This is a genomic window from Bradyrhizobium sp. CCBAU 51627 (genome assembly GCF_028128765.1).
GTDB lineage: Bacteria > Pseudomonadota > Alphaproteobacteria > Rhizobiales > Xanthobacteraceae > Bradyrhizobium.
Window position 1 is genome coordinate 56051 of record NZ_LBJG01000005.1, and the last position, 23094, is coordinate 79144.

A 23094-nucleotide genomic window follows, 5' to 3' on the forward strand; every position below is an offset into this window, starting at 1 on the left:
GGTGACTTAAGGAGCTAAAAAATTACGTTAACCGGGCGTTAATCCGGCGGCCCGCAAGCGGGTGCTCAGTGCAGCCACGCATGCTGCGCGACGTAGACCACGGCTCCCGCGAGGTACCCCGCGAGTGCCGGCACCGCGATGCGACGGGCGTACCAGAGGAAGTCGATGCGCTCGAGCCCCATGGCGGCGACGCCTGCGGCCGATCCGATGATCAGGATCGAGCCGCCGGTGCCGGCGCAATAAGCGATGAATTCCCAGATGAAGCTGTCTGGCGGATAGTGCCCGAGGTCGTACATGCCCATGGTTGCGGCGACCAGCGGCACGTTGTCGATGACGGCGCTGAGCAGGCCGAGCACGACGACGATGACGTCCTGCCGGCCAATCGCGGCGTCCAGCCAGCGCGCCAGCATCGACAGCAGGCCGGCATGTTCAAGGCAGGCGACCGCGAGCAGGATGCCGACGAAGAACACCACCGAACCCATGTCGATCCGCGTCAGCGCGTGCACCAGGGTGAGCGGCTGGCGTACATGCTCGTCCTTACCGCGATGCACGATCTCGCCGACCAGCCACAGCACGCCGAGTCCGAACAGGATGCCCATGAAGGGCGCCAGATGCGTCACCGCCTTGAACGCGGGCACAGCGATCAGCGTGCCGAGCCCGAGATAGAACATCAAATTGCGCTCGAACCGGTCGACGGCCAGCAGCCCATCGTCCTTCGGTGGCGCTGCGATGGTCTTGCCCTTGAGCGAGAAGCTGACGAAGACGAGCGGAACGAGCAGATTGAGGAGCGAGGGCAGGAACACCGCGCCCATGATCTTAAGCGGGGATAGATTTCCACCGATCCAGAGCATGGTCGTGGTGACGTCGCCGATCACGGTCCATGCGCCGCCTGCATTGGCGGCGATCACGATGAGGGAGGCGAACAGCAGCCGGTCCTCGCGACGGACGATCAGCTTCTGGATTAGTGCGACCATGACGATGGTGGTCGTCAGATTGTCCAGGATCGAGCTCAGGAAGAACGTCACGAAGCCGATCAGCCAGATCAGCACCACCTGGCTCGTGGTGCGGATCAGCGAGGTGATGACCTCGAAACCGTCATGGGCGTCGATCACCTCGACGATGGTCATCGCCCCGATCAGGAAGAACACGATCTGCGCGGTGCCGCCGACCGATTCGTCGAGCTGGCGCCCGACGAGAGCATGGTCGCCGGTTGCGATCGCATACACGCTCCAGAGCAGGCCTGCAGCGAGCAGCGCGGAGGCGCTCTTGTTGACCCCGATGGGGTGCTCGAGCGCGATCGCCGCGTAGGCGAGGACGAAGATTGCGGCGATCGCGATCAGCACGGCAGCAACGGCTTGGTCAGGCGTCAGCGCGACAGACGCGCGAGCAGGCTGGACGTATCCCAGCGCTTGCCGCCCATCTTCTCGACCTCGGAATAGAACTGATCGACCAGCGCGGTCACCGGCAGGTTGGCGCCGTTGCGGCGCGCCTCGGCCAGCGAGATCGAGAGGTCCTTGCGCATCCATTCGACGGCGAAGCCGAAATCGTACTTGCCCTCGTTCATGGTCTTGTAGCGATTCTCCATCTGCCACGACTGCGCAGCGCCCTTGGAGATGGTTTCGATCACGGCGGCGACGTCGAGGCCGCTCTTCTGAGCGAAGTGGATACCTTCGGAGAGGCCCTGCACGAGGCCGGCGATGCAGATTTGATTGACCATCTTGGTCAGCTGGCCGCTTCCGGCGGGCCCCAGCAATTTGCACATCCGCGCATAGGCGCCGGTGATGATCGGCTCGGCGCCGGCATAGGCGTCCTGAGCTCCGCCGCACATCACCGTCAGCGCGCCGTTCTCGGCGCCGGCCTGGCCGCCGGAGACGGGGGCGTCGACGAACTTGAAGCCGGCCTTGGTCGCGGCCGCATCAAGCTCGCGTGCGACTTCGGCCGAGGCGGTGGTGTGGTCGACGAAGGTCGCGCCCTTCTTCATGCCGGCAAAGGCGCCGTCGGGGCCGATCGTGACCGCGCGCAGATCGTTGTCGTTGCCAACGCAGCACATCACGAAATCCTGGCCTTCGGCGGCGGCCTTCGGCGTTGCCGCGGTCTTGCCGCCGAACTTGTCCGCCCATTCCTTCGCCTTGGCCGCGGTGCGGTTGTAGACGGTGACCTCATGGCCCCCTTTTTTCACGAGGTGTCCGGCCATGGGGAAGCCCATGACGCCGAGACCGAGGAAAGCGACTTTAGCCATGTGTGTGTCCGTAGCTTGAGTTTTACGGTTGCAGCCGGGCGAGGGGCGCCCAGCCGGGATCCTTGGGGTTCCGCCTGAGCGGACCGGGCGCACCATAAACCCTTGAGGGCGGAGGGCAACGGCTTCGTTTGGCAGCCCTCTGTGCTAGGATGGCGGACCTCAACGACTTCAAAACAAGGGAGCGAGGCATGGGTGTCGGTTTGGGCGGTGTGAGCGTCGGCGTACTCGATCATTTCAACATCCGGACCCGGAATCTGGCTGAGACGGTCCGCTTCTACGAGGACGTGCTGGGTCTGGAAATAGGCGCCCGGCCGAATTTCGCCTTCCCGGGGGCCTGGATGTACAGCGAGGGCAGGCCGGTGGTCCACCTCGTCGATATTTCTCCGACCTCCGAGCCACAAAAGCCGGATTCCGGCGTTGTCCACCACGTCGCCTTCGCAAGCCGCGGTTTCGAAGGCATGAAGCAGCGGCTGGCATCCAAGGGCATGACATTCGACGCTCGCCAGGTGCCTGGCGGCGACCTCTGGCAGATCTTCGTCCACGACCCCAACGGGGTCATGATCGAGCTCAATTACGAGGCGGCGAAGGAGCAGGGAGCGGCGCCCGCGGAGATGGCTGACGATATCGGCAGGCAGTAGCCTTTTGGCCGTTTCCGCTCTAATGGGGCATCCTCAAGCCTTGAGCATGATCTGACCGGAAAACCGCACCACACTTTTCCGGATCATGCTCTACTCCAGGAGATGCGCTTTGAGCGTGACGCAGCAACAGGTTCTCGACAGCCTCGCCAAGATCAAGTCGCCCCGCGGGGTCGCGCTCACCAATGCCAATGTGCTGAGTGCGATCAGCGCCGCCGACGGCAAGGTCTTCTTCTCGATCAACGTCGATGCCGCCGAGGCGCGGGCTTGGGAATCCGTGCGGGCCGAGGCTGAAGACGCCGTGCGCGCCATTCCTGGCGTCACCACGGCGATGGTTGCCCTGACCGCCGAGCGCAAGCCGGGCTCCGCGCCGCCACCCCCGCAGCCGAGCCGTGGCACACCAGGCGTGCAGCCGGCCCATGCCCACAAGCCGCCGCAGGGTGGCGGGTCGCCGATGGCGCGGCAGTCCGAAATTCCGGGTGTCGCCGCCGTGATCGCGGTGGCTTCGGGCAAGGGCGGGGTCGGCAAGTCGACCACCGCGCTCAATCTGGCATTGGGCCTGCGTGACCTTGGCCTCAAAGTCGGCTTGCTCGATGCCGACATCTACGGCCCCTCGGTGCCGCGGCTGACCGGCCTGCACGAGAAGCCGAAGCTGGACGGCGAACGAAAAATGATTCCGCTCCGGCGTTTTGGCCTCGCCATCATGTCGATCGGCTTCCTGGTCGAGGAAGAGACCGCAATGATCTGGCGCGGCCCGATGGTGATGTCGGCGGTGACGCAGATGCTGCGCGACGTTGCGTGGGGCACGCTCGACGTGCTCGTCGTCGACATGCCGCCGGGCACGGGCGATGCCCAGCTCACGCTGGCGCAGAACGTGCCGTTGAAGGGCGCCGTCATCGTCTCGACTCCGCAGGACCTGTCCCTGATCGACGCCCGGCGCGGGCTCGCCATGTTCAGGAAGGTCAACGTGCCCGTGCTCGGCATCGTCGAGAACATGAGCTACTTCCAGTGCCCGCATTGCGGCACGAAATCGGACATCTTCGGCCATGGCGGGGCGCGCCACGAGGCCGAAAAGCTTGGAGTACCGTTCCTGGGCGAAATTCCGCTGCACATGGCGATTCGCGCCACCTCGGACGCCGGCAATCCCGTCGTCGACAGCGAGCCTGATGGGCCGCATGCGGCGATCTATCGCGCCATAGCGGGACAGGTGCGGGACCAGCTCAAGGGCGTGATCGCAGCCGCTTGAAGCCTGATGGCTGGGGACATGCGACTTTCGTCGCCCCCCGTCATGCCATTGTCGCGTTCCGCGAGCGTGGCTTCCGTGTTAAACGCCCACGGCAGCGAAGCCCCTTCGGTTGGACGCATGAGCATCGCGTCACCGGAACGAGCGGCCGTCGAGAGGAAGTAGGGGAAATACCCCAGCAAGGAGAGACCTGAAGATGAAGCGTCGTGATTTCCTGAAAGTGTCGGCCGCGGGCGCAGCGGCCACAGCCGCAGTGGCCTCGCCGGCGATTGCGCAGTCCTCGCCCGAGATCAAGTGGCGCATGACGTCGAGCTTCCCGAAGTCGCTCGACACCATCTATGGCGGCGGCGAGCAATTGGCAAAGTACGTCGCCGAGATGACCGACAACAAGTTCCAGATCCAGGTGTTCGCCGGCGGTGAAATCGTTCCGCCGCTGCAGGCGCTCGATGCGACCTCGAACGGCACCGTCGAGATGTGCCACACCGTCTCGTACTACTATGTCGGCAAGGACCCCACCTTCGCGATCTACGCCTCGGTGCCGTTCGGCCTCAATGCGCGGCAGCAGAACTCCTGGTGGTATCAGGGCGGCGGCCAGGAGCTCGGCAACGAGTTCTTCAAGAAGTCGAACGTGATCGGATTCGCCTGCGGCAACACCGGCACCCAGATGGGCGGCTGGTTCCGCAAGGAGATCAAGACCGTTGCGGATCTGTCCGGCCTGAAATTCCGAATCGGCGGCATCGCCGGTCAGGTGCTTCAGAAGGTCGGCGTGGTGCCGCAGCAGCTCGGCGGCGGCGACATCTATCCGGCGCTGGAAAAGGGCACCATCGACGCAGCCGAGTGGGTCGGCCCCTACGATGACGAGAAGCTCGGCTTCGCCAAGGTTGCGAAGTACTACTACTATCCGGGCTTCTGGGAAGGTGGCCCGATGGTCCACGCCTTCGCCAATCTGGAGAAGTGGAATTCGCTGCCGAAGAACTACCAGGCCATCCTCACCAACGCGGCGGCCAACGCCAACAGCTGGATGGCCGCGCGCTACGACATGCAGAACCCGGCGGCGCTGAAGCGTCTGGTCGCCGGCGGCACCCAGCTTCGTCCCTTCACCAACGAGGTGCTGGAAGCCTGCCTCAAGGCCACCAACGAGCTGTGGGCGGAGATCTCGGCCAAGAACGCCGACTTCAAGAAGTCGATCGACGCCATGCAGGCCTACCGCTCCGACGAATATCTGTGGTGGCAGGTCGCCGAATACACCTACGACAGCTTCATGATCCGTTCGCGCACCCGCGGCTGATCTCCGGCTCACGCTGTCGGACTGAACCGCCCGGCCTCGTTCGCGAGGCCGGGCTTTTCATTGGCGATGTGACGGGGCATCCCAAAATCCGCAAAACAACCCCATGCACAGTAGAGGCGATGACGTGGGGATGGGGACGGGCTCGCCAAGGCTCGGTTGACACGTCGGGCAAAACAGTGGCATCAATTTATAATCGATTAATCCGAAATTTGCGGGCGGCTTCATTTGACCAAGCGACGAGCTTCGGCGCACCGTGTACGGCTTAAGTCGTAAGACGAAATGGCACAGCCCCTCTCGCGAGGCGATCCTTTTTCTTTGTCGCAGTGCGATCAGGGTGGAAATCCCGAGTTCCTTGCGTCATGCTGTCCTCCAAGCCTCGGCAAGAAGGCTCACAATCACAACCCATCAGGGCAGGACATCATGAAGAGAAGAGACTTCATCAAGGTCACGGGACTTGGCGCCGCCGGTGCCGCCACGCTCGCGGCTCCGGCGATCGCGCAATCGATGCCGGAAATCAAATGGCGCATGCCGACGAGCTGGCCGAAATCGCTCGACACCCTCTACGGCGGCGCCGAGGTGATGGCCAAGGCAGTGGCCGAGGCGACCGACAACAAATTCCAGATCCAGACCTTCGCCGGTGGCGAAATCGTGCCGGGTCTGCAGGTGCTCGATGCCGTGCAGAACGGCACCTGCGAGATCGGCCACACCGCCTCGTACTACTATTTCGGCAAGGACCCGACCTTTACCTTCGGTTCGTCGGTGCCTTTTGGCCCCAACATGCGCATCAACCAAGCCTGGTACATGCTGGGTGGCGGCAAGGAAGTCCTCAACGAGTTCTACAAGAGCTACAACGTCACCTCGCTGCTGGCCGGTAACACGGGCTGTCAGATGGGCGGCTGGTTCCGCAAGGAGATCAAGACCGTCGCAGATCTCAACGGACTGAAATTCCGCATCGGTGGCTTCGCCGGGAAGGTGATGGCCAAGCTCGGCGCCGTGCCACAGCAGATCGCGGGCGGCGACATCTATCCTGCACTGGAAAAAGGCACGATCGACGCCGCGGAGTGGGTCGGACCCTACGACGACGAGAAGCTCGGCTTCTACAAGGTCGCGCCGCATTACTACTATCCGGGATGGTGGGAGGGCGGACCGATACTGCTCAGCTTCGTCAATCTCGACAAGTGGAACGCGCTGCCGAAATACTACCAATCCGTTCTCGAGCAGGCCGGCCATTATTCCAACAACTGGATGATGGCGAAATACGATCAGGCCAATCCGCAGGCGCTACGCCGCCTACTCGCGGGCGGTACCAAGCTGCACGCATTCCCACACGAGGTCATGGAGGCTTCCTTCAAGGCGGCGAAGGAGCTGCACAGCGAGATTGCGAGCACCAACGCGAACTTCAAGAAGGTCTACGAGTCGCTGACGAACTTCTCGAACAACGATTACTCGTGGTTCCAGGTGGCCGAGCTCGCCTACGACAGCTTCATGGCGCGTCACGCGCAGAGCTGAGGGCGGCGGTCTCGCGATACGGGCCCCGGAGCACAAGCTCCGGGGCCTTTGTCGTGGGGGGGCGTGCAACGCACTGTAAAGCCGCGTGACAAACCAGCAGGCGATGGGGGGAGGCATGGCGGTGCCCAGACCAACAGGTTAGGACATCGGGGGGATAGCGAAGCGTATACGACATCGCGATATCGCCGCCACCGACATCAGCTCATGATCCATAAAGCTACGGCTGCCGCTAGTTTCGCGGCGTCGGCTGCGACGGTGTAGCAGGTTGCTGCGACGGTGTTGCGGGTTGCGACGATGCTGGGGGCGGCTTCTGCTGTTCCGGCGGCGTAACAATTGGATCTCCGCCGCCGTGTGGCACACAAGTTCCCACGTTACTCAACAGTCTTTTGGCTTGAAGATCGCGAGCTCTCTTGTAGTCCCGGTTCCGGTAAATTCTTGCCGCGGCCAGGCGATCCCAAGCATCGAACGCATCGGAGTAATGCTGTCGCATTTGCTCCTCGGTGGCAAGACAGTCACTGAATTTGTCGAACACGAGATCGGTATTGACTGGCGAGACGCCACCTACCAGGACCACGAGCATCCATTTCATAGTTTTCGCCTAGCTTCGCGCCCGCTAACCTGAAATGAGGAACGATGATGTGCCCGCAACGTTCCGGCCCGTCGTTGCCGGTCGAGGCGCGGGCTCTTGGTTCTGTTTCATTCACGGAACCGAAACTTTGACCGCTTGAGCGTGTTTCCTGTCGGAGCTCGGGGCCAAACGAGCTAAGTCATGAGCTTGAGCGATCTTGTTGTCACTTCGGCGCTTGCCGGCGTGGCTCTCTTGATGGAGATCGGATTGTTCATCGCTTTGGGGATGATCTGATCAGCGCTTCCGCCGGAACCACGAGGCAAATCGCGACGCGGGTTCGCCAAGGGCTTCCTGCTTTTCCCCTCGTAGCAGTTCGTCTCGCTCCGGAGCGAGAGGCGGCGCATCCTCCAGCGCAGCCAGCCGCTGTAGCTGGCGCTGGAGATTAAGCGGTAGATCCTTCTCCTCCGGCAACATCGGAGCCAGCCGCTCGCCTATTTCGCGTACGATTGCAAGACTATGCACCCGCCCAATGTTGATGCTAGGCATTTTCCGCCTCACGCGCCGATGAAGTGAAAATGAACCAGCCGTCTCCATTCTCAGGAGAAGCGGAGACCGTTGCCTTTGGCTATCTGCGCGGGCGCTTCTCTTCGAAGCGAGTCTGTTGTGTCAACGACCTTTGGCTATCCCGCAACGCGCGCTGCCGGCAACGACAGCGGGCGACGGCCTCGCAGGGTTAATTCCCGACAGCGAGATGATGTTCCCGTTACTCCATTGCGAAGCGGTCTCGCATTCGCGTCTTGAAACAGACCGCCGCTTCTGACGGCTCTAATTCTCGGTCGGGGGCTTGGGCGGTTCTGCGGCCACCGCATCAACGTCAACCGGCGGGAGCTCTCCGGTGCGGTCCTTGAGATCGGCTGCACGTCGCACCACACCCGCGGCAACTGCTGGGTCTTTTGTTGTCTTTGCCATGCGCAGCAAAGTCGCTGCAGCCTCGCGAGCGAAGAAATGAAAGCGCGGCACGATCTAAATCCAACGCCTACGGCCCCATGGCCCGACTCCGCAGCCGAGGTATCGTTCCCGGTAAGGTACAAAAATGGAGACAGGTGACCATTGGCAAAGAAAAAGGCCCCAGCTCGCGGGGATATTGGGGGGCATTGAGCTGGGGCCACTCGGGGTCGCCCTTTGGGGAAGGGCATCGGGAAAACCTGGTAATTGCAGGAATGTTCCTGTCCCAAATTTCAGGAGCGAATGCGAGGGCGCTTTCCGATCCTCTTTTGAATTTGTCGCTTCGGTTCCGCGGCATGAGGCGGACGCAAATGCAAGGTGTCGTCGCCATGGGACGGCTTGCGAGGCTGATGGCGCTGAAGAAGCCGCGCGCGGGCCGGACTGAACTGCACGCATTCTCGCCGCCGATCATGGACGCTTGCTTCAAGGCGGCCGGCGACAGGAGAAGCCGCAGAACTTGTCAGTATTTCTTCGGTGTTCCTTTTGCGGAACGATCGGGTTATCGAAATTCGGCAAATCGGGCTGAAGTCGCGGCGTGTCATCGCCGCTCCGGCTTCACGGTACGGTATACCGGACTCAACCAGTCCCGACGGGAATTCAGCTTTCACCGAATACGGCGGTTCTCGATCAGCGATCGAGTTGCCAGCGCGCCGTTTCCCGCGGGGACTCCGTGTAAGAATGGCGATCGAGATTTTACAACTGCTGGTGCAATCGGCCGATACCTGGCTGTTTGAAGGCAACCTTTCGGGCCTGAGCGATCGGGAATGGATGGCGTTGCGCTTTCTGGCTCGCGCAAACCGATTTTCGCGAACGCCGACTGCTCTCGCCAGCTTCCTGGGCGCGACGCGTAGCGCCGCGTCGCAGATTGCCGCCGCACTCCAGAACAAGGGGCTGGTGGTCCGCAAGCCATCCGCGGAGGACAAGCGCTCGATCGTGCTTTGTATCACGGGTGAAGGCGAGAAGTTACTCGAGCGCGATCCGATCAACGTCCTGCGGGATCAAGTCGAGGCGCTCGAGGCCGGGGAGCGATCCCAGCTGCACGATATGCTTGGTCGCGTCCTGACCGGGCTCGATGTTGCCAAGCGCCGTCACCGTGCCGACATTTGCAGCCGATGCATGTTCCTGGTCGAGAGCGGAGAGGGGAAGGACCATCATTTCAAGTGCCGGTTGTTTCGGAAATCGTTGGCTCCAAAAGACGCGACCCTGCTTTGCACGTACTTCGAGGGGCGGAGCTAGAGACGCCGCCCGCGTAACGCCCGACTTGGCTGCTTGCGGCATCTCCATGCCGCGGTGGCGAACCGGTCAGCGGGACAATGATGGGCCCAGCCTGCGCGACTTACATGAACCTGACGACGGCGGGCGATCGTCGGTCGAGCGCTTTTTCGCTGGCCGAACCGCCCCGAATGGTGGAAGACAGCGAAGACGCGGCGCAAGCCGTATGCTGACACCGGAGCCATCCGGCCGGGAATGCGATGCGCCTTCTGATCGTCGAGGACAATGCGGAGCTGGCGCGGCTGGTCGCCGCCGGGCTGGTCGCGGCAGGCTACGAGAGCGATGTCGTCGGCACGGCGGCCGAGGCGCGTGAGGCGGTGAGCAGCGTCGGCTATGCCGCGATGATCCTCGATCTCGGCCTGCCCGACGGCGACGGCCTGTCGGTGCTACGTGAGCTGCGGCGGCAGATGGACCCGCTGCCGGTGCTGGTGTTGACCGCGCGCGGCGGGCTGCAGGACCGCGTCAACGGCCTGCGCAGCGGCGCCGACGACTACCTCGCAAAGCCGTTCGCGATGGAGGAGCTGGTGGCGCGGCTGGAGGCGATCCTGCGCCGTCCCGGCCAGTTGCTCGGCCGATCGCTGCGGCTCGCCAATCTCGTCTACGACACCGAGAGCCGCCAGATGTTCGTCGACGACAAGCCGCGGATCATCTCATCGCGCGAGACCTCGGTGCTGGAAATCCTGCTGCGCCGGCAGGGGCGTGTGGTGTCGAAGAAGAACGTCGAAGATCACATCTTCGGGCTCGAGGGCGAGGTCGCCTCCAATGCGGTCGAGGTCTACGTCTCCCGATTGCGCAAGCAGCTCGCCGAACATGGCGCCAAGGTCGTGATCCACACGATCCGTGGCGTCGGCTACATGATGGCCGAGGAGAAATAGCGTGGCGAGGGCCGGATCTGAGAACGAGCCCCAGCGGCGGCCAAGAGTGAGGTCGCCATCGTTCAAATCGCTGATCTCGCGCATCGTGTTCCTGCACATCATCGCGGTGGCGGTGGTTGCGATCTTCCTGCCGCTGGTCCTGTTCTGGCTTTTGAACTCCGAGATCGACCAGCTGCATCGCGCCGCGATGCGAGCCCAGGCCGAGACGCTGGCCGAGCGCATCGCCGTCCGGCCGGACGGCGAGGTGACGTTCAATCTGCCCGACAGCCTTCGCGGTCTCTATTCGGAAGCCTATGGCCGCTACCAGTACGACATCCGCGATGCCGACGGCCGCCTGCTGTTCTCGTCCCACAAGAAGACCGGGAGCGTCGAGTCCGATTCGATTTCCGGTGCCGACGTGACCCAGACGATCGGCGACACCTCTGTTCGCATTCACGTGGCGGAAGACCTGTCCCATCGCGACGTCATCACCGACGACATCGTGTCCAACTTCTTCCGTCGGGTCGGGTGGATCACCATTCCCATTCTTCTGGTCCTACTCGCCACCGATATCATCATCTTCCGCCGCGCGATCGCACCGCTCTGGAAGGCCTCGGAGAAGGCGAGCGCCATTGGCCCTGCTCGCACCGACATTCGCCTGCCGACGGAGCAGATCCCGCGCGAGATCGTGCCGCTCGTGACGGCCGTCAATCAGGCGCTGGATCGCCTCCAGGACGGCTTTCGCGTGCAACGCCAGTTCACGGCCGACGCCGCCCATCAATTGCGCACGCCACTCGCGATCCTGCGCACGCGCATCGAAACGCTTGGCGATGCTGCTGCGCGGCAGGCCCTGCATGACGATGTCGAAGGCATGAGCCGGATCGTCGCCCAGCTCCTGGAGATCGCCGAGCTCGACACACTGGTGCTCGATCCAGACGAGACCGCCGACTTGCGCGCCGTCTGTGCCGAGGTGGTCGGGTCGATCGCGCCGCTCGCGATCGCCCAGCACAAGGACATCGCACTCAAGGGCGCCGAGGCCCCGGTGATGATCCACGGCAACTCGGAGATGCTTCAGCGCGCGGTGTTCAATCTCGCCGAAAACGCTATCAAGTTCACCGCGAGGGACACCTCGGTCGACGTCGAGGTCGGCGACGACGGCTCGGTGCGGGTGCGCGATTGCGGTCCCGGCGTTGACGAGGCCGAATGCGAGCTGATCTTCCAGCGCTTCTGGCGCAGGGATCGCCAGCGCAGCGATGGTGCGGGCCTTGGCCTTTCGATCGTGCGCGGGGTCGCCGATGATCATGCCGCAACGGTTGCGGTGGACAACCTCCCCAGCGGCGGCGCCGAGTTCACGCTGCGGTTCAGGCTGGCGGAGGGGGGCTTTCCCTCTCCCCTTGCGGGAGAGGGTGGCTCGCCGCGTTAGCGGCGAGATGGGCAAGGGGTGCTCTCCGCACACACCTCTGACAATTGAATTTGCGGAGAGAACCCCTCATCCGGCGCTTCGCGCCACCTTCTCCCACAAGGGGAGAAGGGCGGAAGACAGCATCGCTATTTCAGCTTGCCGGTCGACAGGTCCATGATCATGCGCGTGGTCAGGTAGAGACGCGGCACGATGCTGTTGATTTGGACATATTCGGCATCGTTGGAATGGGCGCCGAAGCCCGACAGGCCCATGCCCTCGACCACGGCGCCCTTGGTCTTGAGGGCGGCAAAAGCGGCGTCGGTGCCGCCGCCGGTCGCCTTCTCGGCAACCTTCATGGACATTCCGATCTCCTGATAGATCGTCTTGCCGTAGGCGGCGACACGGCGCGAGGCGTCGTTGGCCTCGAGCGGAGGACGGCGCACCTCGAATTTCAGCTCGACCTTGGAATCCGGCAGCAGGTGATTCTTGATCTTCTCCTGGAGCACCTTCTCCAGCTCGTCGAAATCCGACACTTTCAGGGCGCGCGCATCGGCCTGGGCCGTGGCTTCGGCGGGAATGACGTTGCGATTGGTGCCGGCCTTCGACACCGTCCAGTTCAGCTTCAGGCCCTGCTCGGGCTTGGACAGATCCTTCATCTGCAGCACCTGGTGGGAGAGCTCGTAGAGCGCATTGATGCCGCCCTCGGGCCTTGCGCCCGCATGCGAGGATCGGCCGATCACCCTGAGGTAGGCCGAGCCGATGCCGCTGGTCGCAAGGCGCAGCGTGCCGTCGGTCCCGCCGCCTTCGAATGAGAACACAGCGTCCTGGTCTGCGGCGAATTTGGTGATGGTGCTGCGCCAGCCGGGCGAGGAGATCTCCTCGTCGCCATTGGTCAGCACCGTGAGGGTGCCGTAGTCCCTGAAGCTCAGTTTCTGCAGCATCGCCACGGTGTGGAGAATGAGCGCGACGCCCTGCTTGTCGTCGGCAATGCCGAGTCCATAGGCCCTGTCGCCGTCGATGCGGAACGGCTGGTCCTTCAGCATGCCCTTCAGGTAGACCGTATCCATGTGGGCGATCAGCATGATCTTCGTGGTGCCGGTGCCCTTGAAGACGGCATGCACGGCCGGGCCGATCTTCTCGGGCGTATCGTCGAGGCGATAGACGTCGGAGGGCTGCAGGATCTCCACCGTGCCGCCGAGCTGCTTCAGCTGGTCGGCCACTCGCCCGGCGATCACGTTCAGGCCCTCGACGTCCCTGCTGCCGGTTTCGATGTTGACGAGGTCGCGCAGCGTGTCGAGCAGCGGCTGCTGCTCCTTCTGCGCCAGCGCCTGGACGTCGGCCACGACATTCGCGTTGGGCTCGGCATGCGCCATGGTCGCGGCACAGGCGAGCCAGAGCGAGGCGATCAACGAACCGGCGAGCGAGGGGGCGGGGGACGATCGGAGCATGCGCGGCATTCCCGGGATTGGAGGAACGCCCGGTATGCCCGTGTTCGCCGCGCGTGTCACGCGTGTCATGCTCCGCCGAAGCGGAGCACGACGCGCGAGGGCCAGGATGGCTACTTCTGCGGCGGACCGAAATCGAGCGGCGGCAGCTCGATCTGCGGCACCTCGATCTTGACGGAGTTCGGGTCGATGGTCGACTGGGCGCCCTTGTAGTGCATGACCATCGACGGGAACGCGATCACCAGAGCGACCATGATGATCTGGATGACGACGAACGGCACTGCGCCCCAGTAGATCTGCCCCGTGGTGACCGGGTCCATCCTCTTGCCGGTGACGCGATCGGTGTATCGCTCCTTGGGCGCGACTGATCGGAGATAGAACAGCGCGAAGCCAAAGGGCGGATGCATGAACGAGGTCTGCATGTTGACGCCGAGGATGACGCCGAACCAGATCAGGTCGATGCCCAGGTGCTCGGCGGCAGGCCCCAGCAGCGGGATCACGATGAAGGCCAGCTCGAAGAAGTCGAGGAAGAAGGCCAGCACGAACACGAAGGCGTTGACGAAGATCAGGAAGCCGACCTGGCCGCCGGGCAGGGAGGTGAGCAGATGCTCGACCCAGACGTGCCCGCTGACGCCGTAGAAGGTGAGCGAGAACACGCGGGCGCCGACCAGGATGAACACCACGAAGGCCGACAGCTTGGCGGTCGATTCCGTCGCCTGCCGGATCAGGTCCCAGCTCAGCCGCCGTTTCGCCGCGCCGAGGATGAGGGCGCCGGCAGCGCCCATCGCGCCACCTTCCGTCGGCGTCGCGAGGCCGATGAAGATGGTGCCGAGCACCAGGAAGATCAGGAACAGCGGCGGCACCATGACGAAGGTGGTCTGCTGGGCCATCTTCGAAAGGAAACGGAAGCCGGTGAGCTTATCCACGATCCAGTTCACCACCGCGACGACGAAGGCGAAGATGATGCCGTTGAACATGCTGAGCACGACGAAGTCGGCACCATGCGTCTCGGAGTTGCGCATCATGAACCAGCCGAACACGCAGCTCGCGATGAAGAGCGCGCCGAGGGAGCCGAGGCCGCGGCTGCCATTCTCTTCGCGGAAGCCGATTGCCTCCTTCGGCAGGCCGGGCGCGGCCTTCGGGAAGATCATGCTGACGAGGAAGGCATAGCCCGCGTAGATGCCGGCGAGCACCAGGCCCGGAATGAAGGCGCCTTCGTACATGTCGCCGACGGATTTGCCGAGCTGGTCGGCCATCACGATCAGCACGAGCGAGGGCGGAATGATCTGCGCGAGCGTCCCTGAGGCAGCGATGATGCCGGTCGCCATGCGCCGGTCGTAACCGTAGCGCAGCATGATGGGCAGCGAGATCAATCCCATCGAGATCACGGAAGCGGCGACCACGCCGGTCGTTGCCGCGAGCAGGGCGCCGACGAACACGACGGCGTAGGCGAGACCGCCGCGGACGGTTCCGAACAGCTGTCCGATGGTGTCGAGCAGGTCCTCGGCCATGCCCGACCGCTCCAGCACCAGCCCCATGAAGGTGAAGAAGGGAATGGCGAGCAGCGTATCGTTGTTCATCACGCCGTAAACGCGCTCGGGAAGCGCGTTTAGGAAGTCGGGACGGAATTCGCCGAGCTCGATGCCGATCACGGCGTAGAAAAGGCCGACGGCGCCGAGCGAAAATGCCGCGGGATAGCCGAGCAGCAGCACGACGACGAGCGTCGCGAACATGATGGGTGCCAGATTGGCGATGATGAATGCAGTCATGATTCCCCCTGAACCGTCGCCAACGGCTATTTCTTCTCGAGCGCTTCGACGAGATGCTCGACTTCCGCCTCGAGCGCCGAGACCTGGGAGTCGTGAGGATCCGGAATCAATCCGCGCATGATCGCGATCCGCTTGATTAACTCGGAGACGGCCTGAGCAAGCAGGAACGCGAAGCCGATCATGATCAGGGATTTGGCGGGCCATTGCGGCAGGCCGCCGGCGTTGCCCGACTGCTCGTTGATCTGGAACGACCGCTCGAAGAACGGTACCCCGGTGACGATCATGACGAGGCACAGCGGAATGAGGAAGAACAGGTGACCGATCACGTCGATCACGTTGCGTACTTTCTTCGGCAAGGTGTTGTTCACGATGTCGATGCGGATGTGTTCGTTATCGAGCAGCGTCCAGGGCGAGCAGAGCAGGAACACGATGCTGAACAGCACCCATTGCAGCTCGAGCCAGGAATTGGAGGACGTGTCGAAGACCTTCCGAACGACCGCATTGACCGCCGAGACGACGACGGCCACGACGATCATCCAGGCCAGACGCTTGCCCGTCCAGCGCGTGAACGCGTCGATCCCACGGCTCAACTTAAGGAGCGCTTGCAAAGATTGGTCCTCCCCCGATGGTGCCCCGGCCGTCTTGACTGCGCCGAACAGGCGCGTGGCTTGTCTCGCCGCGCAGGCATGAGGCTGGCGCACCAAACCAGCGGGCGTGCCGGCAGTCAATCGGAAGTTTGTTGATATCTAAGGGGAATAGGGCCGCAGCCGCCCCATTCCTCAGCCGCCGGTGACGCTCATATGCCTCGAGACGCTCGGGCGGTCGTGACGGCGGTCGATGATGAAATCGTGGCCCTTGGGCTTCAGTCCGATGGCGCGGTCGATCGCATCCGCAAGCAGCACATTGTCATCGGATGCACGCAGAGGTTTGCGCAGGTCCGAGGCATCCTCGTGACCGAGGCAGGTGTGCAGCGTGCCCGTGCAGGTGATGCGCACCCGATTGCAGGATTCGCAGAAATTGTGGGTCATCGGCGTGATGAAGCCGAGCTTGCCGCCGGTCTCGGCGACGCTGACATAGCGGGCGGGGCCGCCGGTGCTCTCCGCGAGATCCGTCAATGTGAATTGCTGGGCGAGCCGCGCGCGCACCAAGGACAGCGGCAGGTATTGGTCGATGCGGCCCGCGCCGATCTCGCCCATCGGCATCACCTCGATCAGGGTGAGGCCCATATCCTTGCCGTGGGCCCAGCGCATCAGGTCAGGGAGCTCGTCCTCGTTGAGATTCTTCAGTGCCACCGCGTTGATCTTCACGGCGAGCCCAGCGGCGCGTGCGGCCTCGATGCCTTCCAGCACCTTGTCGATCTCGCCCCAGCGGGTGATCTCGCGAAACTTCTTGGGATCGAGCGTGTCGAGCGAGACGTTGATGCGGCGGACGCCGCAATCGGCCAGCTCCCTGGCGTGCTTTGCGAGCTGCGTGCCGTTGGTGGTCAGCGTCAGCTCGTTCAAAGCGCCGCTCGACAGGTGCCGCGACAGCGAGCGCACCAGTGTCATGACGTTGCGGCGGACCAGCGGCTCGCCGCCGGTGAGCCGCAGCTTCTTCACGCCCTTGGCGATGAAGGCCGAGCAGAGCCGGTCGAGTTCCTCCAGCGTCAGCAGGTCGGCCTTTGGCAGGAATGTCATGTCTTCCGACATGCAGTAGAAGCAGCGCAGGTCGCAGCGATCAGTGACGGAGACGCGCAAATAGGAGATCGTCCGCCCGAACGGATCGGTCATCGCGCTCGACAGCGCAGTGCGGGGGCTCGCAGTGGATCCGTTCATACAAAATGCCTTGTCACTTACGGCGACGGGGGCACCTTTGCTTCAACGGCGCCTGGCACGCAATCTAAGCATCGGACGCGGCTCAGACAATCGGGTGGTATACGTAAGTCAGCGCTTGCCCGCGTTCGGATCCGGGAACGGCGAGGCGGCGGCGGGCGGTGCAGCATCCTCCGGCGCGGCCGCGGGCGCGGCTGCAGCCGGTCTCGGCTTCTTTGGCCGGTGCGGCTTCTTCCTCACGGGCTTCGGCGGCACTGCCGGCTGAAGCTCGGCGAACACCGGGTTCGGATCTGATGTGACCGAGGCCGGAGTGGTGAAATCGCCCGGAGTCTTGATCACATTCACCGACACGCTTGCCGGCTGGAATTTGGGCAGCGCGAAGGCGACCGTGAACGGGGCGTCAGGGGCAGGAACCGAAACGGAGCAGGGCGTCTTGCAGCCCGGTCCGAGCGACGTGGTGGCGTCAGCCCCCGGAGGGTTGGATTCGAGCCGGACCTGAACGGTCGGCGGGGCCGATTTGAACATGTTCAATGAGGAGCAGCCGCCCAAGCTCGCCCCCACCAGCGCAACTACCATGACACGACGCATGACCCATCCACTTCTACCGCGACGAACCGCCACATGACCCCGGCCGGACCTTAGGGGCGTCGTTCCCGGCAAGCAACCGGCCGGGCACGCATAGTAAATAGATGGTTAATGCGGCTTCCAGGAAAATAACGAAGTATTATCAGTGGCTTGTCCGGCGCCTAAGCCATCATCAGGCTGTGCGCGGCAGCCGGCAGGTCACGCATGTGATGGATCAGACGGTCCGGTTTCAGCTCGGCAATCGGCACGTCCGTATAGCCGAAACTGACCCCGATCACGGGCACTCCGGCGCGCCGGGCGACGCCGACATCGGTTCCGGCGTCGCCGACCATGATGCTGGCTTTGACCTCTCCGCCGGCCCGCGCCACGGTCTCGCGGAAGATGGCCGGATCGGGCTTCTGAACCCCGAACGTGTCGGCGCCGCAGATCGCCCCGAACCGCCGGCTCAAGTCGAGCTGATCCAACAGCCGCTTTGACAGCCATTCCAGCTTGTTGGTGCAGACCGCCAGCCGATGGCCCTGCGCCGCGAACAGATCGAGCGCGTCCAGGAGACCCTCGAAGGGGCGCGATTCGACGGCAATATGGTCGGCGTAATAGGCGATGAAATCCGCCGTCATCCGGTCCATGTCGGCGGGCGTCACGGTGCGCCCCTCGGCCTCCAGGCCCCGCTCGATCAGCTTGCGGGCGCCGGCTCCGATCATGTTGCGGGCCGAGGCCATCGGCACCGGCGGCAGGCCTTCGCGGTCGAGCACGTAGTTCAGGGCGGTGATCAGGTCGGGCGCCGTATCCACGAGCGTGCCGTCGAGATCGAAAACGAGGGTGTAAGGGGAAGTCATGCCAAAGCGCTATCGGTCCGGCCGGGCCGGCGCAAGGGGCGGCCCCATAAGATCACCTTATAGACGTAGTCCCAGACCCTGTTCTCCTGATGAAAACGAGGCTACATAGGCCGCCGCGAGCGACACGACCGGCGGCATTCCTGACTTCCAAAGCGGGCGCAAACGTGGACATGGACCAGTTGAAGCGGCAGGCGGCGGCGCGCGCGCTGGAAGAGGTGCGTGACGGCATGCAGCTCGGCCTTGGCACGGGCTCGACTGCCAGGCATTTCGTCGAATTGCTGGGTGAGCGCGTGCGCGCCGGCCTCAAGGTGATCGGTGTCCCGACCTCGGAGGCAACCCGCACTGACGCGATGCGCTGCGGGGTGCCGCTCACCACGCTGGACGAGATCGACCATCTCGACATCACCGTCGACGGGGCCGACGAGATCGACCCCGAGCTCAATCTGATCAAGGGCGGTGGCGGCGCATTGCTGCGCGAGAAGATCGTGGCGGCGGCCTCGGATCGCATGATCGTGATTGCCGACGACAGCAAATGGGTGCCAACGCTCGGCCGGTTTCCGCTGCCAGTCGAGGTCATCCCGTTCGGGCTCGGAGCGACCCGTCGCGCCATTGAGAAGGCATTTGCGGAATGCGGCGTTTCCGGGCAAATGGCCGTCCGCAAGGCCAAAGATGGCCACGTTTTCGTCACCGATGGCGGCCACTGGATCGTCGATGCCCAGCTCGAACGTATCGTGGATCCGCCCGGCCTCGCCAGGGCGTTGAGCACAATCCCCGGCGTGGTCGAGCATGGGTTGTTCATCGGCTTGGCCAGCTCGGCTGTTTTGGCGGGTGGCGAGGGAATTCGCGTGATTGAACGGCGAAAGCCGAAAGGAGACTAGGAATGAAGAGCGTTTTGAAATTCTTGCCGGCCGCGACCCTCGCTGTGGGACTGGCGCTTGCCGCCGTCCCGGCTGTGGCGCAGCAGCAAGCAGCCCCGCCGAAGGCTTCGCCGGCGGCGATTGCGGCCGCCAAGGAAATCCTCCAGATCAAGAACGCCAGCGCGATGTATGCCGGCGCCGTGCCGGGCCTCGTCGAGAAAACCAAGGTCGCGCTGATCCAGCAGAACCTGAACTATCAAAAGGATCTCAACGAGGTCGCGCCAATCGTCGCCAAAGAGCTCCAGGGCCGGCAGGACGAGATCGGTGAGGGCATGGCGCAGATCTACGCCAGCGAGTTCACCGAGCAGGAGCTCAAGGATCTCGTCACCTTCTACAAGTCGCCGCTCGGACAGAAGCTGATCACCTCGGAGCCGCGCGCGATCGGTCTCAGCATGGCCTTCATGAATTCCTGGGCGCACAACTTCTCCGAGACCGTGATGGGGGCCTTCCGCGCCGAGATGCGCAAGCGTGGCAAGGAAATCTGACAGTCCCTATCTGTCTGGATCATCCTTGAACGAGGTCGGAGTGGACAATGGCTGAATTCGACGTCGACCTCTTTGTCATCGGTGGCGGCTCGGGCGGCGTGCGTGCCGCCCGCATCGCGGCCGGTTACGGCGCCCGCGTGATGATCGCGGAAGAATACCGCATGGGCGGCACCTGCGTGATCCGCGGCTGCGTGCCGAAGAAGCTGTTCGTGATCGGCTCGCATGTCCGTCACGAACTCGAAGACGCCGCCGGCTTCGGCTGGACCGTTCCGCCCGCGACCTTCGACTGGCCGACGCTGATCGCCAACAAGGACAAGGAGATCGCGCGGCTGGAGGCGGCCTATACGGCCAATGTCGAGAAATCAGGCGCGCAGGTCGTCAAGAGCCGCGCGGTGATCGAGGACAAGCACACCGTCCGCCTGCTCGAGAACGACAGGAAGCTCACTGCCAAATTCATCCTGATCGCTACTGGTGGCGCGCCCAATCATGGCGCCGCGATCCCCGGCATCGAGCACGTGATCTCCTCCAACGAGGCGTTTCACCTCAAGAAGCTGCCGAAGCGGATCGTGATCCAGGGCGGCGGTTATATCGCGCTGGAGTTCGCGGGCATCTTCGCCGGCTTCGGCTCCGATGTCACCGTGATCTATCGCGGCGACAACATCTTGCGCGGTTTCGATGAGGATGTGCGCAGCCACGTCCGAGCCGAGATGGAGAAACAGGGGATCACCATCCTCACCGGCTGCACGGTGACGAAGGTCGATCGCCACGGCGAGGAGTTCACCACGCATCTGTCGAACGGTTCGAGCCTCGCCTCCGACCAGGTGATGTTCGCAATCGGCCGTCACCCGAACGTTGCCAATCTCGGCCTGGAAAAGGCCGGCGTCGCCATCAATCCGAAGAACGGCGGCATTGCCGTCGATCATTTCTCCAGGAGCTCGGTCGACAGCATCTATGCGATCGGCGACGTCACCCATCGCTTCAACCTGACACCGGTCGCGATCCGCGAAGGCCATGCTTTCGCCGACACCGTGTTCGGCAAGCGAGAGGTCCAGGTCGATCATGCGAACATACCGACCGCCGTATTCTCGCAGCCGGAGGTCGGCACGGTCGGTCTGACCGAAACCGAAGCGCGCGCGCAGTTCAGCCACGTCGACATCTACAAGACCACGTTCCGTCCCATCAAGGCGACCATGTCCGGCCGTGACACTCGTGTGCTGATGAAGCTCGTTGTCGACGGGGCGACCGACCGCGTGCTCGGCTGCCATATCGTCGGTGATGCCGCCGCCGAGATCACGCAAGCCGTCGCCATCGCGGTGAAGATGAAGGCGACCAAAGCCGATTTTGACGCGACCATCGCGCTGCATCCGACCGCGGCCGAAGAGCTGGTGACGATGCGCACGCCGACGGCGCGCCACGTGCGCCAGGCGGCGGAGTAGGGCGTCAAAGGACGGGGAGCTACGAGGCTCCCCGCCATTCTCTCCTGCGTCAGAAGTCGAACGTCATGCCAGTGGTGACGGCTTCGGCCTTGTTGCCCGCAACGACGTTGTTGTTGGCATCGCGTCCGCACACACCGTAGCCGTGTCCGCTGACGCCGAGGCAGTAATGCGCGCCCGGTCCGTTGCGCAGATAGCTGCCGACCAGGTACCAACTCACGAACGGGCTGAAGTGATACTTCACCCCGAGCGCGTACATGTCAGCGCTGGAATCGACGGTGTTGAGCGCGAAGTCCGCCGTGCCGGCGGGTGCGGGCGCCGCCACGGTGTAGGTGTTGAAAGTGCCGGTGCCGGGCGAGCCGGGCGAGGCATTGGCGTGGGCCCATGACGCGCTGATGTCCCATTTGTCGACCTTCTGGGTTGCGCTCAGGAAGTAGCCGTCGCGCGCGCGCTCGTTGAAGGCGGCGACCGTATGCTCGCGGCGCAGCATCTCGTAGATGCCGTAGAGCTGCAGGGTGCCGATCATGTCGTTGAACTTGTAGCCCGCGCCTACCTTGGCGGCCCATTCGTTGGCAATTCCAACTGCACCAGCCGGCACGGTAAATGTCGCGCCGTTGGTCAGTACAACCGCGCCCTCGTCGCCGGTCCGGTTGGTATTTTCATGCAGCTCGTAAGCGGCAATTCCCGTGAACCCACCCCGATTGTAGGTGAGGGACGCGCTGTACAGATTGCCGTATGAGCCGTCGGTACAGCCGTTTGGCGGCGTAGGCCCGGGGAAACCGGAGCCGCTGCCGCGCGATGACGTGCCGGGACAGTTGAAATCGCCGAGGGCAAAGTCGCTGTTGTCGCGCGCCATGTTCTGACCTGGCGAGATCATTGCCGCGGCCTGGAAGCCGTTCCAGATCGGCGATTCGTACCAGATCGCGTGCGACGCGCGCCAATCGAACTCGGCGCGCAAGTCGCCGCCGGTGTTGCCCATGATCGAATTGTAGTCCCCGAGCGTGGCCGCGAACGGATCGAACTTCGAGGTCGCTCTCTTGTACGGCGTGTCGGCCTTGCCGGCCTTGATCGTGCCCCACGGGCTTTCCATGCCGAGGAAGCTGTCGCGGGTGCCGAACGCCGCGCGTTCGGTCGGAACGGCTGCGACCTCCACGAGGGATTCGAATTGCGCGATGGCCGCCCATCCGGGATAGCCATAGGGATCCAGATTGTGCCGCGCGCGAACGCCGAAATAGGTGAGATTGCTGGAGACGCCGAACTTCGTGCCCTGATCGTAGACACCGGCGTTGAAGATGTCGCCGGAGAGATCGACGTGGCCGTAGAGCGTCACGGTGGTGTTGTCGATGAACGGATTGCTTCCAGGCGCCTTGCTGTAGAGCGGAGCGCCGCCGATGCTGACGACGGTGTGCTCGGGCGCAGGTGCAGGGGACGGTGCGACCGCCGCGTGCAGAACCGGATTGCCCTTGGGCGAAGCCGGGGCGACGGCCGTCGCCGCGGCTCTGGGCGTGCCCATGTGATTGACGCGGTCGCGAAGCTGCGCGTTCTCTCTTGCGAGCTTGGCGTTGCTGCGCTCGAGCGCATCGAGGCGGGCAACAACATCGTCGAGGGTTGCAGCTCGCAAGGGATGACTCATTGTGGTTGCACAAAGGGCCGCAACCCCCGTGCCGAGCAGAAAGGCCTTCCTCATCTCGTTTCCCCTTTATCGCCGCGGACTCCTGATGGGCCCGGGATAAAGCGGAAGTTAATGTATGCCAGATACCATATACAAATGGATTGGTGTGATGCTACTCACTTTCCA

General features: G+C 63.5%; 20 protein-coding genes. 10 read left to right on the forward strand and 10 right to left on the reverse strand.

Annotated features, from left to right (window positions below):
• Positions 1–65: 65 nt before the first annotated feature.
• Positions 66–1343, reverse strand: coding sequence for a sodium:proton antiporter NhaD (gene nhaD / locus XH88_RS02425; RefSeq protein WP_271613827.1), 1278 nt, complete (start codon positions 1341–1343; stop codon positions 66–68).
• Positions 1344–1366: 23 nt separating this feature from the next.
• Positions 1367–2299 (reverse strand): NAD(P)-dependent oxidoreductase, encoded by a 933-nt coding sequence (locus tag XH88_RS02430; protein ID WP_271614340.1) that lies wholly within the window; start codon positions 2297–2299, stop codon positions 1367–1369.
• Positions 2300–2427: 128 nt separating this feature from the next.
• On the opposite strand from XH88_RS02430, the gene XH88_RS02435 reads away from it, so the two are divergent.
• The 4 genes from XH88_RS02435 to XH88_RS02450 all read left to right on the forward strand — a co-directional run bounded on the left by XH88_RS02435 (position 2428) and on the right by XH88_RS02450 (position 6914).
• Entirely contained in the window at positions 2428–2877 is a 450-nt protein-coding gene (locus XH88_RS02435) for a VOC family protein (protein ID WP_271613828.1), read from the forward strand.
• A gap of 109 nt (positions 2878–2986) precedes the next feature.
• The gene (locus XH88_RS02440) at positions 2987–4120 is read left to right on the forward strand and encodes an Mrp/NBP35 family ATP-binding protein (RefSeq protein ID WP_271613829.1); all 1134 of its coding nucleotides are present in this window, start codon (positions 2987–2989) and stop codon (positions 4118–4120) included.
• Positions 4121–4313: 193 nt separating this feature from the next.
• Positions 4314–5405, forward strand: a complete 1092-nt coding sequence (locus XH88_RS02445; RefSeq protein WP_271613830.1) for a TRAP transporter substrate-binding protein — start codon at positions 4314–4316, stop codon at positions 5403–5405.
• Between the two features lie 420 nt (positions 5406–5825).
• Complete coding sequence (locus XH88_RS02450; protein WP_271613831.1) at positions 5826–6914, forward strand: TRAP transporter substrate-binding protein; 1089 nt, start codon at positions 5826–5828, stop codon at positions 6912–6914.
• Between the two features lie 229 nt (positions 6915–7143).
• On the opposite strand, the gene XH88_RS02455 is transcribed toward XH88_RS02450, so the two are convergent.
• A complete protein-coding gene (locus tag XH88_RS02455) occupies positions 7144–7503 on the reverse strand; it encodes a hypothetical protein (RefSeq protein WP_271613832.1) in 360 nt (119 codons plus the stop codon).
• Between the two features lie 1662 nt (positions 7504–9165).
• Between XH88_RS02455 and XH88_RS02460 the strand changes: the two genes are divergently transcribed.
• The 3 genes from XH88_RS02460 to XH88_RS02470 all read left to right on the forward strand — a co-directional run bounded on the left by XH88_RS02460 (position 9166) and on the right by XH88_RS02470 (position 12036).
• Positions 9166–9723 (forward strand): MarR family winged helix-turn-helix transcriptional regulator, encoded by a 558-nt coding sequence (locus XH88_RS02460; RefSeq protein WP_271613833.1) that lies wholly within the window; start codon positions 9166–9168, stop codon positions 9721–9723.
• Positions 9724–9959: 236 nt separating this feature from the next.
• Positions 9960–10634, forward strand: coding sequence for a response regulator transcription factor (locus XH88_RS02465; RefSeq protein ID WP_271613834.1), 675 nt, complete (start codon positions 9960–9962; stop codon positions 10632–10634).
• Between the two features lie 46 nt (positions 10635–10680).
• A complete protein-coding gene (locus tag XH88_RS02470; RefSeq protein WP_271613835.1) occupies positions 10681–12036 on the forward strand; it encodes a sensor histidine kinase in 1356 nt (451 codons plus the stop codon).
• Between the two features lie 125 nt (positions 12037–12161).
• Here the strand turns inward: XH88_RS02470 and XH88_RS02475 are convergent, their stop codons facing one another.
• The 6 genes from XH88_RS02475 to XH88_RS02500 form a co-directional block, all read right to left on the reverse strand.
• Complete coding sequence (locus XH88_RS02475; RefSeq protein WP_271613836.1) at positions 12162–13463, reverse strand: M20/M25/M40 family metallo-hydrolase; 1302 nt, start codon at positions 13461–13463, stop codon at positions 12162–12164.
• 110 nt (positions 13464–13573) lie between these two features.
• Positions 13574–15229: a TRAP transporter large permease gene (locus tag XH88_RS02480; protein ID WP_271613837.1), complete on the reverse strand. Its 1656-nt coding sequence runs from the start codon at positions 15227–15229 to the stop codon at positions 13574–13576.
• 26 nt (positions 15230–15255) lie between these two features.
• Positions 15256–15837, reverse strand: coding sequence for a TRAP transporter small permease subunit (locus tag XH88_RS02485; RefSeq protein ID WP_271613838.1), 582 nt, complete (start codon positions 15835–15837; stop codon positions 15256–15258).
• A 171-nt stretch (positions 15838–16008) separates the two neighbouring features.
• A complete protein-coding gene (gene moaA / locus XH88_RS02490; protein WP_271613839.1) occupies positions 16009–17043 on the reverse strand; it encodes a GTP 3',8-cyclase MoaA in 1035 nt (344 codons plus the stop codon).
• A 108-nt stretch (positions 17044–17151) separates the two neighbouring features.
• Positions 17152–17628 carry a hypothetical protein gene (locus tag XH88_RS02495; protein ID WP_271613840.1) on the reverse strand — a complete coding sequence of 159 codons (477 nt, stop codon included), beginning with the start codon at positions 17626–17628 and terminating at the stop codon, positions 17152–17154.
• A gap of 158 nt (positions 17629–17786) precedes the next feature.
• Positions 17787–18461 carry an HAD-IA family hydrolase gene (locus tag XH88_RS02500; protein WP_271613841.1) on the reverse strand — a complete coding sequence of 225 codons (675 nt, stop codon included), beginning with the start codon at positions 18459–18461 and terminating at the stop codon, positions 17787–17789.
• Between the two features lie 164 nt (positions 18462–18625).
• Here XH88_RS02500 and rpiA point away from each other — a divergent pair, with 164 nt between their 5' ends.
• The 3 genes from rpiA to gor are packed head-to-tail and all read left to right on the forward strand — an operon-like array spanning position 18626 to position 21299.
• Positions 18626–19339 carry a ribose-5-phosphate isomerase RpiA gene (rpiA, locus tag XH88_RS02505; RefSeq protein ID WP_271613842.1) on the forward strand — a complete coding sequence of 238 codons (714 nt, stop codon included), beginning with the start codon at positions 18626–18628 and terminating at the stop codon, positions 19337–19339.
• A gap of 2 nt (positions 19340–19341) precedes the next feature.
• Positions 19342–19863 (forward strand): DUF2059 domain-containing protein, encoded by a 522-nt coding sequence (locus XH88_RS02510; RefSeq protein WP_271613843.1) that lies wholly within the window; start codon positions 19342–19344, stop codon positions 19861–19863.
• A gap of 47 nt (positions 19864–19910) precedes the next feature.
• Complete coding sequence (gene gor, locus XH88_RS02515) at positions 19911–21299, forward strand: glutathione-disulfide reductase (protein ID WP_271613844.1); 1389 nt, start codon at positions 19911–19913, stop codon at positions 21297–21299.
• Positions 21300–21348: 49 nt separating this feature from the next.
• Here the strand turns inward: gor and XH88_RS02520 are convergent, their stop codons facing one another.
• The gene (locus XH88_RS02520; RefSeq protein ID WP_271613845.1) at positions 21349–22983 is read right to left on the reverse strand and encodes a porin; all 1635 of its coding nucleotides are present in this window, start codon (positions 22981–22983) and stop codon (positions 21349–21351) included.
• Positions 22984–23094: the final 111 nt, after the last annotated feature.

What these genes read in the sequence shown, in the direction of transcription:
- XH88_RS02435 (WP_271613828.1), top strand. Translation starts at nt 2,428, where the DNA reads ATGGGTGTCGGTTTGGGCGGTGTGAGCGTCGGCGTACTCGATCATTTC.
- XH88_RS02445 (WP_271613830.1), top strand. Translation starts at nt 4,314, where the DNA reads ATGAAGCGTCGTGATTTCCTGAAAGTGTCGGCCGCGGGCGCAGCGGCC.
- XH88_RS02450 (WP_271613831.1), top strand. Translation starts at nt 5,826, where the DNA reads ATGAAGAGAAGAGACTTCATCAAGGTCACGGGACTTGGCGCCGCCGGT.
- XH88_RS02455 (WP_271613832.1), bottom strand. Translation starts at nt 7,503, where the DNA reads ATGAAATGGATGCTCGTGGTCCTGGTAGGTGGCGTCTCGCCAGTCAAT.
- XH88_RS02460 (WP_271613833.1), top strand. Translation starts at nt 9,166, where the DNA reads ATGGCGATCGAGATTTTACAACTGCTGGTGCAATCGGCCGATACCTGG.
- XH88_RS02465 (WP_271613834.1), top strand. Translation starts at nt 9,960, where the DNA reads ATGCGCCTTCTGATCGTCGAGGACAATGCGGAGCTGGCGCGGCTGGTC.
- XH88_RS02475 (WP_271613836.1), bottom strand. Translation starts at nt 13,463, where the DNA reads ATGCTCCGATCGTCCCCCGCCCCCTCGCTCGCCGGTTCGTTGATCGCC.
- XH88_RS02480 (WP_271613837.1), bottom strand. Translation starts at nt 15,229, where the DNA reads ATGACTGCATTCATCATCGCCAATCTGGCACCCATCATGTTCGCGACG.
- moaA (WP_271613839.1), bottom strand. Translation starts at nt 17,043, where the DNA reads ATGAACGGATCCACTGCGAGCCCCCGCACTGCGCTGTCGAGCGCGATG.
- XH88_RS02495 (WP_271613840.1), bottom strand. Translation starts at nt 17,628, where the DNA reads ATGCGTCGTGTCATGGTAGTTGCGCTGGTGGGGGCGAGCTTGGGCGGC.
- XH88_RS02500 (WP_271613841.1), bottom strand. Translation starts at nt 18,461, where the DNA reads ATGACTTCCCCTTACACCCTCGTTTTCGATCTCGACGGCACGCTCGTG.
- XH88_RS02510 (WP_271613843.1), top strand. Translation starts at nt 19,342, where the DNA reads ATGAAGAGCGTTTTGAAATTCTTGCCGGCCGCGACCCTCGCTGTGGGA.
- gor (WP_271613844.1), top strand. Translation starts at nt 19,911, where the DNA reads ATGGCTGAATTCGACGTCGACCTCTTTGTCATCGGTGGCGGCTCGGGC.
- XH88_RS02520 (WP_271613845.1), bottom strand. Translation starts at nt 22,983, where the DNA reads ATGAGGAAGGCCTTTCTGCTCGGCACGGGGGTTGCGGCCCTTTGTGCA.